We start from the raw sequence: 14,304 nt of genomic DNA, 5'->3' as shown, positions 1-14,304 counted from the left end.
TTAACTCCTAATTCACTAAACATCATTATGATAAAAAAATTCACTTTTATAAATGGTCACTTTATTCTCGTATGAATATTTATATTATTCATTTAAACAATGTCTTTAAAGTTTGCCACCGATAAAGGGCCAAAACTTTATCGGATGGCAAAGTTTAGTACATGTTTTTACTCAATCAACTAAAAAATGCATAAAGATAGCTTTTTAATTTTTCACTACTGAATTCTCTAATAAATCTTTCATAAACGTTAATACATCATCTTTAAGTTCATCCCTTGAAATAGCTAATTCCAACGTTGTTTTTACAAAGCCAAGTTTCTCTCCTACATCATACCTTTGACCTTCAAAATCATAAGCAAATACTCGTTGAATTTCATTTAATTTTTGGATTGCATCTGTTAATTGCACTTCTCCACCAGCACCTTTTTCTTGCTTATCTAAAAACATGAAAATTTCTGGATTCAAAACATAGCGACCCATTATAGCCAAATTTGATGGTGAAGTGCCTTGCTTAGGCTTTTCCACAAAAGTATTTACTTGATAACGGCGACCTTCTTGTTCTTGAGGATCAATAATACCATAGCGATGTGTTTCTTCATCCATAACTGTTTGAACACCAATTACAGAAGAAAGTGTATTCTCATACTCATTTATCAACTGACGTAGACAGGGTTTTTCTGAACGTACTATATCATCTCCAAGAAGAACTGCAAAAGGTTCATTCCCAATAAACTTCCGAGCGCACCAAACAGCATGACCAAGGCCTTTAGGCTCTTTTTGACGAATAAAATGAATTTCCACGTTAGAAGTAGCATTAACTTTTTCTAAAAGATCATATTTCTCTTTTTGCATCAAATTATCTTCAAGTTCAAAATTTTTATCAAAATGGTCTTCAATTGCACGCTTCCCTTTTCCTGTGACAATAATAATATCTTCAATACCAGATTCTATTGCTTCTTCGACTATATACTGTATTGTAGGTTTATCTACTATCGGAAGCATCTCCTTTGGCATCGCTTTAGTCGCTGGTAAAAATCGTGTCCCAAGACCCGCCGCTGGAATTATTGCTTTTTTTACTGTTTTCATAACATATTCCCCCTTAAAATATTATAAGACCTGCTCAAAACTTTCTTTTTTTACTGGATTCTTGTTATTTGCTAAATCAATTGCGTATTTTTTCAAACTTTCACTACTACTTTTACTATGATTATTCACTAGATACTCTACTAATTGATAATCAAACTCCACTGTCTTCCCAATAAAAATTTTCGGAAACACCGGCTTCTTATTTACTTCCTCATCACTTAGAAGCTCTTCATACATCTTCTCTCCAGGGCGAATCCCATTAAACTGTATGGGGATCTGATCCTCAGTGAAACCGGAGAGATGAATTAAATTTTTTGCAAGGTCAACAATTTTCACAGGTTCACCCATATCAAGTACAAACACTTCTCCACCGCGAGCAAGAGCGCCTGCTTGCAGAACTAATCTAGACGCTTCTGGAATAGTCATAAAATATCTGGTCATATCAGGGTGAGTGACAGTGACGGGTCCCCCAGTAGCAATTTGCTTTTTAAAGAGAGGAATAACACTTCCACGACTTCCAAGCACATTCCCAAAACGTACAGCAACAAATTTTGTCTGACTATATCGACCAAGATTCTGCACTACCATTTCTGCAATACGTTTTGTTGAACCCATCACGTTAGGCGGGTTGACTGCTTTATCTGTAGAAACGAGTACAAAAGCTTTCACCCCTGTATGGTGAGCAGCTTCAGCAACGTTTTTCGTACCAATGACATTGTTTTTCACCGCTTCTTTAGGATTCGCTTCCATTAATGGAACGTGCTTGTGAGCAGCTGCATGATAAATATAGGATGGCGCATAATCTTGTACAACTTGAAAAATACGTTCCCGATCCTGCACATCGGCAATGACGGTCACAAGTTCCGTTTCAATATCGTACTGTTTTAACTCCATATGAATCGTATAAATACTGTTTTCGCCGTGACCAAGTAAAATGAGGCGTTCCGGTCCGAACTTGACAAGCTGACGGCAGATTTCAGACCCTATACTTCCTCCAGCACCTGTTACCAAGACGGTCTGCCCCTTGATTTCTGATTCGATGGAATTGATATCCAGTTCAACAGGCTCACGACCTAGAAGGTCTTCGATCTGTACGTCTCGAATTTGATTAACAGACACATTCCCCATAGCGATATCTTCAATCATTGGCAAAGTCTGCACATTATTCACTACTTGTTTGGACTCCGTAATGATTTCCTTAATTCTTTCATTATCAACAGAAGGCATAGCAAGGACAATGTGATTCACATGATAATCACTTGCGATTGCTTTGATTTCGTTCGTACTCCCTAATACAGGAAGAGCAGCAACTGTTAAGTGGTGCATCGTGAAGTCATCGTCGACAAACCCTACAAGTTCATTTTCCACTTCATTGGAATTCATCATCTGCCTGGCAAGCATTCTTCCCGCAGAGCCTGCTCCAATAATTAAAGTTCGCTGATGGTTAGGGTCCTTTTTTATAATTCTGGCCTTTTTAAATTTAGGATTGATTGTAAACCCATAGGTCTTATAATACTGCCACGCGAACCGGACTCCACCAATAAGTAAAATATGTAACATCCAAGTAACAACAAGGGCCCTCTCATATATAGCACCGAAAGAAATCAACTGAATGAGAGCAGCAGCAATAATTGATAAAGTGACAACAGATATGATTCCTAACAGTTCCTCTGTGCTTGCGTAACGCCACTTCTTCTTATACATCCCAAAAAGACTTGAAAACAAATGATGACTGACTAACAGCGATAATGATAAAACCAGCATAATTCCATCGAAAACAGCAACATATGGGTTAAGGAAAAAATGGGACATATAGATGGAGAAGGAAACAATAAGTGAATCTATCAGTATTAATAATAGAAGCCTTCTTCTATATGCAGTGGTCAATGAACTTCCTCCTTTTTTAAATATTTAAATCTGGGCATTTTCTATTACTCTATGTTTGGTGATTAACTTTTCTTCTAGAGATTCGTATTTAATATGTCTAGGGTTTCTGATAACTAATTATGGAAGTTTTTAAAATTGCCACCTTTCTTATAATTGTGATATAACCCTGATAATTCCCACAAATGTAACTCTTTTGTAACAAATATGATTGTACCATTTTCCCCCAACCAATAGAAGACTTACTATGTAGATTTTTACATAACTCTTATATAAAATGTAAAAGTTTGTTATGAATACGCTTACTTATATAACAAAAAGAAGAAAAAGGACACAGGTGAGATAGTTCAATGTGCCCTTTTCGCATTAGATCATCGGTTAAATACACCTAAAAATTTAGACTTCTTAATATGTTTGGGAGGCTCGGCTGCCAACACTTTACCATCCAGCACATCTTCTGCATTTTCCATCAATAAATAAACCATATCGTTCCCAAACTTCTTACGAATCCCTTCATACGCCTCATTCATACAGAACCCGCGAGTCTTTGTATTATGAGCATCAGAGGCAATTAAGTGAGCCAGGTTCGCTTCCAATAGCTGCTCGGAGAACTTCTTGATTTTCTTCCCAAAATGCCCACAGAGACTGCCGGCGGTGACCTGAGTGTGGGCTCCCTTTTTAACGAAGGAATATAAAAGGTCGGGATTTTCTATGATCTGTTTATTACGCTCCGGATGCACGATGACAGGGCTGTACCCGGCTACCTGCAGGTCAAAGAAGAGCTGTTCGGCATAACGTGGAACGGAACTGGATGGAAATTCCACCAGGACGTACTTTGTCTTATCATCTATTGCTAGGATTTCATTAGCTTCAATTCCTTGAACCATTTCGCCGTAGATACGGTTTTCCTGCCCGGGAAGTACTTCTAAATCTATTCCACGCTCCTGAAAGGTCCGATTCAGTTCAGCCACTTGAATCAAAATGTCATGTTTATAATTATCATACACACCATTTTTATGGTGCGGCGTCGCTACAATCGTTGTAATCCCATCGGCGACCGCTGCTTTGGCCATCTGTATACTTTCTTCTATCGTTTGAGCACCATCATCTACACCAGGCAGAATATGACTGTGAATATCAATCATGGTAAACTCCCCTTTCTTATTCCAACCTATCAAACTAGTTTTATAAACTAACGCCGATTATATCAAGAATAAGCATGGATATGAAGAATAAGACAATGACATTTGTTATAATTTTGTAGATTATGTGACTGAAGTTTTATCTGGTGAGACTAATAAAAAAAGAAGGTCTTAGACCCTCCCTTTTTTATTGCCCATAATAATAGTAGTAGTTGCTCGACTTAATATCCTGGTCGTTCAATACAACACCGAGGATATTGGCCTGGGACTGTTCCAATTGTTCTTTTGCCTTCACCGCAGAATCTTTCTCTGTCTGTTTACTGCGTACAACGAGAAGGACTCCATCAACAAAGTTTCCAAGCACCTGGGAATCGGTTACGGCATGAACCGGTGGTGTATCAAAAATGATCATGTCATACGTATGTTTGGCTTCTTCAATGAATTCCTTCATTTTGTTGGAACCAAGCAGTTCAGATGGGTTTGGTGGAATCGGGCCGCATGTAATGACATCAAGCTTATTTAAGTCTGTATGACTCGCAATTTCAGATACTTTCTGAGCACCAATCAAATAGTTGCTCAAACCAATCGTATTCGGTACACGGAACGTATAGTGAATGGTAGGTTTTCGTAAATCTGCATCTACCAATAGCACCCTTTTCCCCTGCTGGGCAAAGACAACAGCCACGTTGGCTGTTGTGACTGACTTCCCTTCTGAAGGGTTGGCTGATGTGACAACAATCGTTTCCAAGTCTTTATCGACAGAAGTGAACTGAAGGTTCGTTCGGATTGTCCGGAACTGTTCGGCAATTGGAGATTTCGGATTGTTCTTTGTAACTAGATTCTTCGCTCTTGTATTTGTCGCTGTTGCTGCTTTCTTCTTACGTGCCAACAGATTCACCCCTCATTTCAGATACGCGGTTCTTTGACTTCCGTGCTTTCCCTAAATCCACCGTATCATCGGATGTGATCGTGGATACGACACCCATAACTGGAAGGCCGAGAGCGTCTTCGATATCCGTTTCAGACTTGATCGAGTTATCGAGGTACTCAAGTAGGAAAGCAAGACCGACACCAAGCATTAATCCAACCACTAAAGCGATCGCAATGTTCAAAGCCGTATTCGGGCTTACCGGCGTTGGATTCGGTTCCACATCAGCTGTAGACAGGACATTAATATTATCGACTCCGTTCATCAACTGTGGAATCTCCTGTTTGAATACTTCCACCGTCGTATTGGCAATATCAGCGGCCAGCATAGCATTTTCGTCTGTTGCAGTAACGTTCACAACCTGGGACTGTTCCGCATTTGAAACAGAAATCTTGTTAGATAGAGTTGATGCTGTCATATCAAGGTTTAATTCATCCGCCACCTGATCTAAAATCTTAGGACTTTGTATAATAACGTTGTATGTATTGATAAGTTCAACGTTCGTTCGTATTTCATCATAATTATACTGTGCACTCTGTTCTTGATTGTTGGACTGGTTCACAATAAACTGGGACGATGATTCATACGTTGGTGTCAGAACAAACAATGTAATTAAGGCACTAATGACCGCTGCTCCAGCTGCTAAGCCGACAATCAGCCACACTCTTTTTTTGATCACCTCGAAAATTTCTTTCAAGGAAATGGTCTCTTCCATTAATAAACCTCCAATATTTGTCGAATTTACAGATAGGAACATTATAGCACACTCTTATTCTTTCAAAGAGGGAGGATTGCGTATTTTTTCAAAATGTTAACAAACCTCTTGTACTACATCTTGTTAAAGTATCGGCATGACGCTATCCATTATTTAGAATTTTGTCGAAATTAGTTCAAATCGCTTAATTTGATTGTTTATCATTCTACTTCATTAGACAAATTAACGGGACATTTACCAAATCTTTCATCTATTCCTGTATAATGAAGAGACATTTAACCTATGTGTGAAGGAAAGGCGGGGAACCATTTGAACAAGAAAGTGCTCATCATTGCTGTCATCGCAGTGCTCGCTGTTGGTGCGGGTATCTTTTTTACTATGAACGGCGTTGGCGCAAACTCTGTGGACAGTACATATGAGAAAGCCCAGGCGGCATTGGAAGAGGAAAACTATGAAGAAGCCATTGACTTATATCAATCTGTATTAGAGAAAGATCCAGCATTTGTAGATGCAAGGCTGGGTCTTGCGGATGCTTTTGTCGCTGTAAAAGAATCTTCAAAAGCCGTAAAAACTTTGTCGGACGGGATCTATGAAACACCGGAAGAAGGAAAGTTGTATACAAAATCCTCCGACATCCAGCTGCAGCTGCAGGATGTAGAAAAAGCATACAGCGCTTTAGAGAAAGGCATCAAATACAGTGAAAACGATGCTGATGCTGTAAAACAGGCCATGGAAACATTGGAATCTCAGATTTCCATACAATCGGAACGACCCCGTGTGCAGAAAGGCTATGAACGTGATCTGCAGTTAGCGTGGGAGAGTGAAGAAGGAAAGTTCATTCCTCTTGAGGCGAAGTGGACGAAGGAAGAGGACAGCCTTGGTGAACTGGTCACTGTTGAAGGCGTCACAGGGACGACTTTTTCTGCAGAGGAAGTCGGTAAAGTGGTGGTTACTGCTGAATGGGAATCCTACACAGAAGATATGGAAGTGGAAGTCGTAGATCAGCTGCTGGACCAGATTGAAGTGACACCAGAAGAAATCGAACCGCTTGCGGTTGGAGAAACCCTCGACTTATCAGTGACCGGGTATGATGCGGACGGAGAAGAAATGAGCATCCAACCCGAATGGTCGATTGAAAAGCAGCTGTTTGAACTGGATGTGAACCAGGACCAGACAGCCACGTTGACCGCAGTAGAAGAAGGTCAGGATGTACTGAACGTCCGCTTCGAAGATTTTGAAGAACAAATCGACATTTTCGTTGAAGGGTCATCTAAAATCATTCAAACAAAATCCCAGGGGCAGGGAACCGTTACGGTCTATCCTGATCAGGATAGCTATAGTGTCGGTGAAGAAGTTACGATAGAGGCTCACCCGGCGCTGGGATATGAATTCGTCCGCTGGGAAAATGATCTGGATGGTGCCGTGAATCCAGTGAACCTGACAGTGGAAGATCATATGAATGTGACGGCTGTCTTTGAGCCTGTCAAACACACCTTGACGCTGGCTAAGACCGGGGAAGGCGAAGTCGTCCGGGACACGTTGGAAACAGACTTTGAACACCTCGCTAAAGTGCCGCTTCGTGCCCGTGCCGCTGACGGCTGGGAATTCGATCACTGGGAAGGATCACTCACTTCAGAAACCTCCGATATCGTAGTATCGATGAATGAAGACAAAACGCTTCGTGCTGTTTTTACACAAGTGGATGAAGAAACGGACGAAGAGGAACCCGAGGAAGATGAAGAAGAACAGACAGAAGCTGTAGAAACCTATTCCTTGAACGTGGCGATTAATGGCCAAGGGCGAATCCAGAAAAGTGCGTCTGGCAGCCAGTTCAACGACGGAACGAACGTAAGCTTATCTGCAATTCCTGCAGATGGCTGGCGTTTTACCGGATGGAGCGGGGATGCCAGTTCCTCCTCATCATCCATCACGTTGAAGATGAACCGCAACAAGGTTGTGGCTGCGAACTTTGAAAGAAAAGCCGCGCCTCAGCCCGAACCTGAGCCAGAACCAACACCTGAACCTAAGCCGAAGCCAAAACCGGAACCTGAGCCAGAGAGATATTCTTTGACAATGTCGGTCATCGGTGAAGGAACGATACAGGCGTCCAATAAAACGGTGAAGGCGGGACAGTCCATTTCTGTCACGGCCGTACCAGATGAAGGCTACACCTTCGTCCGCTGGGAAGGGGACGTCTCAGGATCGAGTGCCAGCACGTCCGTAACGATGACACGGAACAAACAGGTCAGTGCCGTGTTCGCGAAAAAAGCAGAAGAACCTGAAAGTACAGAATCGCAATAACAAGGAGACGGCGTGACGCCGTCTCCTCTTTTTATTTTCAGATGTACGAGCTTTCAACCGCCTGACCTGCACTTGATGTTTCCGGTTCACGATGCGTCACATACGTGCCACCGATGAGGTCGTGGATGGCGCGCTTGTCTTCGCGCATTCCAACCATGAACGCACTGACAATGGCTCCAATGCCGAGAGTCACGGCGTAGACAATTCCACCGACAACCTCTCTCAAAATCATCCGTCCAAATCCTACATCTGTGCCATCCTTTTTCACAATCCGTACCCCAACGGCCTTTTTGCCTACAGTGTATCCGGCCCATAGCGCAGGCAGAACGACGTAGTAGACGGTTGCAATGGAGTTAAAAGCAGAATTGTCCTGACTGAAGCCTTGGAAAATGATAAAGGTCAGGGCAACGATAAAAATACCTATTAAAAGTCCATCAATGGCCCTTGCTCCCAACCTCACCCAGAACCCTGCCGGCATCTTTTCATTCATATTCTCATCTCCCATCGTTTGTATAGTTCTTCTATACCACAAAATGGAATTTTTACACTTTCTATATAAAAAACCCAGGCGCATGGCCTGGGTTTTCGTCTATTAAATATTCATCCAATCCGTATGGAACGTTCCTTCTTTGTCAACACGCTTGTACGTGTGGGCACCGAAGTAGTCACGCTGCGCCTGAAGCAGGTTCGCAGGAAGCTTCTCTGTGCGGTAGCTGTCGTAGTAGGCAAGCGCACTGGAGAACGCTGGAACTGGAACACCGTTCTGGATCGCAATCGCAATCGTTTCGCGAAGCTCTTTTTGATACGTTGTTGCGATGTCTGTGAAGTACGGGTCCAACAGCAGGTTGGACAGGTGGTCTTCACGGTCATACGCTTCTTTGATCTTCTGCAGGAACTGCGCGCGGATGATGCAGCCGCCGCGGAAGTTCATGGCGATATCGCCGTACTGAAGATCCCAGCCTTTTTCTTCACTCATGGACTGCATCTGAGCGAATCCTTGCGCATAGGAGCAGATTTTACTCATGTACAACGCTTTACGGATCGATTCGATCGCTTCTTCCTTGTTGCCGGTGAAGTTCACTTCAGGACCGGTCAAGTACTTGCTTGCCTTCGCACGCTCTTCCTTCATCGCAGAGATGAAACGGGCGAATACGGACTCGGTAATGATCGGAAGTGGGACACCTAAATCAAGGGCACTCTTACTCGTCCATTTTCCGGTTCCTTTTTGGCCGGCTGTATCAAGGATCACTTCAACCAACGGCTTGCCTGTTTCTTCGTCCACTTTCGTGAAGATGTCGGCCGTGATTTCGATCAGGTAGCTGTCCAGCTCGCCTTCGTTCCACTCCTTGAATACTTCGTGAAGCTCCTGAGCAGACAGGCCGAGGACGTTTTTCATAATGAAGTACGCTTCACAGATCAGTTGCATATCGCCGTACTCGATACCGTTGTGGACCATTTTCACGTAGTGACCGGCACCGCCGAGTCCCATGTAGGCCGCACATGCTGTACCTTCAACATTCGCCGCGATCGCATCAAAGATCGGCTGCACTTCTTTGTACGCTTCGATTGGCCCACCAGGCATAATGGAAGGACCACGGCGCGCGCCTTCCTCCCCGCCGGAGAAGCCGGTACCGATGAAGTGGATGCCTTTTTCTTCTAAGTAGGCGGCACGGCGCTCGGTATCTTCGTAATACGTGTTTCCGCCGTCGATCAGCATGTCGCCTTGATCAAGGTGAGGGACAAGGCTTTCGATCACTTTGTCCGTCGTTTCGCCGGCTTTGACCATCATAAGGATTTTGCGTGGGGATTCCAAAGAAGCCACGAATTCCTCGGCACTGTAGGCACCGCTGACGTTGCCGGTGTTTTCTTTGTTTTGGACGAGCTCATCCACACGGTCTGTCCAGTAGTCGTACACAGATACTTTATATCCGTTATCTTGAATGTTCAGGGCCAGGTTCGCACCCATGACTCCTAAACCAATGACACCGATGTTCTGTTTCTCCATGTTTCAATCAGTCCCCTTCTCTATCCGTAATTTATACTTCCCACCAGGTGAAGCCGTCTTCGTTCAGCAGCTTCTCCGCTGCTTCGGGTCCCTGGGATCCTGCATGATACGTGTGAAGCGGAAGCTCGTCGGCTTCGAAGGCCTCAAGAATCGGCTGAATCCACTGCCAGGAAAGCTCAACTTCGTTCCAGTGCGCAAAGTACGTGGCGTTTCCTGCCATGGCGTCATTCAACAGGTTCTCATACGCTTCCGGCTGCTCATCCAGATTTTTCGTGAAATTGACGTAAGCCGGTTCGAATTTCTCGTTGCCGTCATCCTTCAGGTTGACCCGCAGACCGATGCTTTCGTTCGGGTTGATTTCAATAAGAAGCAGGTTGGATGTAGCGCCTTCGGAATCCGGCTCATCCTCTACTTCGTTTTTGAATTCAATGATGATGCGCGTCGATTTCTGGGCAAGACGTTTTCCGGTACGAATGTAGAACGGAATGCCTTTCCAGTATTCGTTATCGATGTACAGACGGGCAGCGAAATACGTATCGTTGTTGGATCCTTCTTCGACACCGTCTTCTTCCTGATAGCCGACAACGGACTGAGCGTCCACTTCTCCTGCTTCATACTGACCGCGGACGACATCCTGCTGGATATTCCCCTCATCGACCGGGCGCAGTGCCTCCATGATGGCCGATTTTTTCTCTTCGATCTGCTTGGCGGACAGCTTTTCCGGGTGGTGAAGTGCGGTCATCATGACCAATTGTAACAAATGGTTCTGCACCATATCGCGGATCGCTCCGGATTTATCGTAATAACCGGCACGTGTACCGACACCGACCGTTTCACTGGCAGTAATCTGTACGTTGGCAATCTGGTCATGGTTCCACAAGGATTTCAAAATCGGGTTCGGACGGATCAACGATTCCAGATTCTGCACCATCGGCTTGCCTAAATAGTGGTCGATGCGGAAGATTTCTTCTTCATCGAACGCTTTTCTCAATTCAGCGTTCAGGTGACGGGCGGTATGCAGGTCACTGCCGAACGGCTTCTCCACGATCAGCTTTTTCCAGCCGTCGGTTTCTGTGATGCCGCTCTTCTGAAGCGATGCCGTAATCGGCTCGACGAGACTCGGCGCCACAGATAAGTAGAAGAGACGGTTTTGTGGAATGGATTTCTCTGTTTCACGCTCTTCTATGAAGGCCTTCAAGTCGGCGTACGACTGCGGCTCCATCGCGTCAAAAATGAAGTAGCGGAAGCTTTCCAAAAACTCTTCCATATGGGATGGGTCTGCTTCTCTACGGGAGAACGTAGACAGCGACTCCTTGATGATTTCACGGAAGTCCTCCTGGGAATACGGCCGGCGGCCTAAGCCTACGACAGATAGAGAGGACGGCATTTTTCCTTCGACATATAAATTGTATAAAGCCGGATAGATTTTACGTTTCGCAAGATCGCCGCTGGCTCCGAATAATACGAAAGTCATATCATCCATAAGCTGAGCGGAATCGATTCCAAGCTGACTTTGGTTGCTTTGTTCGTCCATTTTCCTGTTACCTCCTGTTTCTCTGTACGATTCATTTACACCGCCTTTAGTATAAAACATGTCAGAGGATTATGTAAGTAATCCACCTTAAACGAGGTGGAGGAAAAGGGAAGCAGTTCCCCGCTTCCCTTCCTTATGGTTCATCTAAAACGGCAGGCTATGCACGGTTGTAAAGATCAATGATTTCATTCAGCAGCCGCTCCGTATCGCTTTCCTCGGCTGCCTGTTCACCGTTCTCGATCAGCCGCTTACGTAAGAGCTCATCCTCCATCACCCGCTGCAGACCGGTCTGCAAGGAAGACACACTCTTCGGCTCGACGAGCACGCCGTGGTCATCCGCAAGCAGATAGGAAAGACCACCGACATCCGAACCGACCACAGGGGTGTGGCATGACATCGCCTCAAGGGCGACAAGACCGAAGCCTTCGATGTAAGACGGCAGAGTGAACACATCAGCGGCAGCCATCCATGTGGCGACCGTCTTCTGGTCTTTCGGTCCGTGAAAATGAACGAGGGTGCTGTTCTCCTGTTGGACGCTTTCTTTTAATTCCTGGAGGTATCCTTCGTCTTTGACGCTTCCAAGAAGATGGAGCTCGACGTTTCTATGGTTTTTCTGGATGTTCTTTACTGCTTCCAGAAGCTCGGTGAGCCCTTTCGCCTTGATATGGTTGCCGACGAACAGGATGTGAAAATGATCAGGATTCAGCCCGAGTTCTTTTTTCGCATCGGTACTGTCGACCGGCTGGAAGACGCGGCGGTCGACCCCCATATTAATGACAGATACCTTGTTTTCCGCGACTCCAAACCCGTCAATCACTTCCGATTTCAAAGCCTCGCCGACAACGATGACGTGATCGGCTTCATGAAGGATCTTTTTCGTCAGCTTCTTGATCAGTCCGCTCTTTTTTGCCATCTGATCAAGATCTCCGCCGTGAGAGGTGACGATCAGCTTCGTTTTGAACAGCTTTTTGAATAACAGCCCGGGCAGGCCGCTCGGGAAGATATAGTGCGCATGCACAACATCATACGACCGCCCCTTCGTGATGAAGCGGGCAAGGATTTTCAAGATCCAGATCATATACTTGCGGATCAGGTTGCCTTTCCCGCCGCGGTTATCACGGTTGACGGCGGTATCAACGGAGACCCCTTTTTCCTTCAGGGCCTCCACTTGATTTTTGACAAAAATGCCGTACGTCGGTGTGCGGTGGCTCGGATACATGTTGCTGATGACGAGTACACGTTTACTCATAAGCGCCCTCCTCTATTAGAGGTCATATTCATGCTCCGGCCGCATATTCAAGAGATAGCCGAGCATGGCGAAGTAGAAGATCGTGAACGAATCGCCTTCCCAAATGTTGTACACCATCCCGGCGGCATAGGCCGCAAGCAGAACAGCGAGGAGCACCGGTCCGAGCAGCGTTTCGTTCCGCTTTTTCCAAATGTGGTACAGCATGTTCAGCAGGAAGATGGCGAATAGAATGACACCGACCGCCCCTGTCTGGGTGATGATCTGGATGTACTGGTTGTCGGAGAAGAATTCACGCTCAATGCCGTAGTCATCGTAAATCGGTGAATCATAGCTCAATGTCGCTCCGTCACCGAATGTTGCAAAGCCGGTCCCGATGATCGGGTGATCGAGATAAATTTCAAAGCCTTTGCTGACAATCCAGATACGGCCGGACTGGCTTGACTGCTCACGGGTCTCTTTATCGATCGTTGAGCCGAGTCTGTCCTTGAAGCTTCCTTCACTGTCGTCATACTGCGACTGCTTCTCTTTCTTCTCTTTTCCGAAGTCGGTATTCTCGACGATCGACGTACCGATACTGACCGGGACAGCGATGAGAACCACACCGGCGGCGAGAGAAATGAGCAGCGGCTTCAGGAAATTCCACTTTCTTGCTACAACAACGTAAATCGCAAGCGCGAGAGCAAACGCAATCCATGTTCCACGGGAATACGTGAGACTCCAGACGCCAAACAGACAGGCAAGGGAAATGTACGTCAACCACAGCCATTTGCCTGTAAAACGGTTGCGGAAGTACATAATGATGATGATGGAGAAGGACAGGTAATACGCCAGGACGTTCGGGTTTCCTGTCATTCCGTAAATACGAATCCGGTTGGTTGCAGACAGCGGCATATCCTGCCAGCTCTGCGGCAGAAAGACGCCTCGTAGGGACAGCTTTTCAACCATGCCGTGGATACAGATCAAGAAGGTCATGATCAGCGTCGTGAGAATAAACTTGTTGATGTCTTCCTTCGTAATGTGTAGCCTTCTTGCTATGTAGAACACGAGGTAAAACAGCAGGAAGCCGCGGATTTGGAAGATGATCGCTGTCAGGGATACACCAGTCAAGTACGCCGATACCGCTCCGACAATAAGGAAGCCGAAAAAGGCGTATTCAAACCAGTAGAACTGGAACAGCTTTTTTAAATCCTTGCGGTACATGAGTAAGACACGGAATAAAAGCGCAAAGATGATGATGTCGCCGATCCCTTTTAATGCCGGGTTGAATTCCAGCAGAAACGGGCGGATCGGGAAATACGTGAATAATATCAGCAGCGAGTTCTTCGGCTTGGCGATGGCATAGCCGGCGAAGAACAGCATGATCAATAGGTCGATCACCGTGTTATCGAGAGCTGCGCCGATGAAGAAAAGCGCAAGCGCGACGAACACGAAGTATAGTTTTCTCCATGGGATAGGCATGG

11 protein-coding genes are annotated in these 14,304 nt (G+C 45.3%); 1 reads left to right on the top strand and 10 read right to left on the bottom strand.

From position 1 onward, the window contains the following. Positions 1-204 precede the first annotated feature (204 nt). From galU to H615_RS0109040, 5 genes are all read right to left on the bottom strand, one after another. A complete protein-coding gene (gene galU / locus H615_RS0109060) occupies positions 205-1,086 on the bottom strand; it encodes a UTP--glucose-1-phosphate uridylyltransferase GalU (protein WP_027954853.1) in 882 nt (293 codons plus the stop codon). A gap of 21 nt (positions 1,087-1,107) precedes the next feature. Then, positions 1,108-2,973, bottom strand: coding sequence for a polysaccharide biosynthesis protein (locus H615_RS0109055; protein ID WP_027954852.1), 1,866 nt, complete (start codon positions 2,971-2,973; stop codon positions 1,108-1,110). Positions 2,974-3,341: 368 nt separating this feature from the next. Continuing rightward, a complete protein-coding gene (locus H615_RS0109050) occupies positions 3,342-4,115 on the bottom strand; it encodes a tyrosine-protein phosphatase (RefSeq protein WP_027954851.1) in 774 nt (257 codons plus the stop codon). 184 nt (positions 4,116-4,299) lie between these two features. After that, positions 4,300-5,001, bottom strand: coding sequence for a CpsD/CapB family tyrosine-protein kinase (locus H615_RS0109045; RefSeq protein WP_027954850.1), 702 nt, complete (start codon positions 4,999-5,001; stop codon positions 4,300-4,302). After that, the gene (locus tag H615_RS0109040) at positions 4,991-5,755 is read right to left on the bottom strand and encodes a YveK family protein (RefSeq protein WP_027954849.1); all 765 of its coding nucleotides are present in this window, start codon (positions 5,753-5,755) and stop codon (positions 4,991-4,993) included. Before H615_RS0109040 ends, H615_RS0109045 begins: the two co-directional genes overlap by 11 nt. Before the next feature lie 309 nt (positions 5,756-6,064). Here H615_RS0109040 and H615_RS21100 point away from each other — a divergent pair, with 309 nt between their 5' ends. Further along, complete coding sequence (locus H615_RS21100) at positions 6,065-8,056, top strand: InlB B-repeat-containing protein (protein ID WP_169516192.1); 1,992 nt, start codon at positions 6,065-6,067, stop codon at positions 8,054-8,056. Positions 8,057-8,093: 37 nt separating this feature from the next. Here the strand turns inward: H615_RS21100 and H615_RS0109030 are convergent, their stop codons facing one another. The 5 genes from H615_RS0109030 to H615_RS21095 all read right to left on the bottom strand — a co-directional run bounded on the left by H615_RS0109030 (position 8,094) and on the right by H615_RS21095 (position 14,302). Continuing rightward, positions 8,094-8,546 (bottom strand): RDD family protein, encoded by a 453-nt coding sequence (locus tag H615_RS0109030; RefSeq protein ID WP_027954848.1) that lies wholly within the window; start codon positions 8,544-8,546, stop codon positions 8,094-8,096. A gap of 102 nt (positions 8,547-8,648) precedes the next feature. Further along, entirely contained in the window at positions 8,649-10,061 is a 1,413-nt protein-coding gene (gene gndA, locus H615_RS0109025; protein ID WP_027954847.1) for an NADP-dependent phosphogluconate dehydrogenase, read from the bottom strand. A gap of 31 nt (positions 10,062-10,092) precedes the next feature. Continuing rightward, complete coding sequence (gene zwf, locus H615_RS0109020) at positions 10,093-11,544, bottom strand: glucose-6-phosphate dehydrogenase (RefSeq protein WP_027954846.1); 1,452 nt, start codon at positions 11,542-11,544, stop codon at positions 10,093-10,095. Positions 11,545-11,752: 208 nt separating this feature from the next. Beyond that, the gene (locus tag H615_RS0109015; RefSeq protein WP_027954845.1) at positions 11,753-12,844 is read right to left on the bottom strand and encodes a glycosyltransferase; all 1,092 of its coding nucleotides are present in this window, start codon (positions 12,842-12,844) and stop codon (positions 11,753-11,755) included. Positions 12,845-12,859: 15 nt separating this feature from the next. Next, entirely contained in the window at positions 12,860-14,302 is a 1,443-nt protein-coding gene (locus H615_RS21095; protein WP_035531756.1) for an O-antigen ligase family protein, read from the bottom strand. Between the last annotated feature and the right edge of the window lie 2 nt (positions 14,303-14,304).

It is taken from the genome of Halobacillus kuroshimensis DSM 18393 (assembly GCF_000425705.1).
GTDB lineage: Bacteria > Bacillota > Bacilli > Bacillales > Halobacillaceae > Halobacillus > Halobacillus kuroshimensis.
The sequence above is the reverse complement of the archived record's forward strand: the minus strand, read 5'-3'. Positions and strand labels throughout refer to the sequence as shown.

Bases quoted from the DNA above. Each gene is read 5' to 3' on its own strand.
- gndA (WP_027954847.1), bottom strand. From the start codon at position 10,061: ATGGAGAAACAGAACATCGGTGTCATTGGTTTAGGAGTCATGGGTGCG.
- H615_RS0109030 (WP_027954848.1), bottom strand. From the start codon at position 8,546: ATGAATGAAAAGATGCCGGCAGGGTTCTGGGTGAGGTTGGGAGCAAGG.
- H615_RS0109015 (WP_027954845.1), bottom strand. From the start codon at position 12,844: ATGAGTAAACGTGTACTCGTCATCAGCAACATGTATCCGAGCCACCGC.
- zwf (WP_027954846.1), bottom strand. From the start codon at position 11,544: ATGGATGATATGACTTTCGTATTATTCGGAGCCAGCGGCGATCTTGCG.
- galU (WP_027954853.1), bottom strand. From the start codon at position 1,086: ATGAAAACAGTAAAAAAAGCAATAATTCCAGCGGCGGGTCTTGGGACA.
- H615_RS0109040 (WP_027954849.1), bottom strand. From the start codon at position 5,755: ATGGAAGAGACCATTTCCTTGAAAGAAATTTTCGAGGTGATCAAAAAA.
- H615_RS21095 (WP_035531756.1), bottom strand. From the start codon at position 14,302: ATGCCTATCCCATGGAGAAAACTATACTTCGTGTTCGTCGCGCTTGCG.
- H615_RS0109050 (WP_027954851.1), bottom strand. From the start codon at position 4,115: ATGATTGATATTCACAGTCATATTCTGCCTGGTGTAGATGATGGTGCT.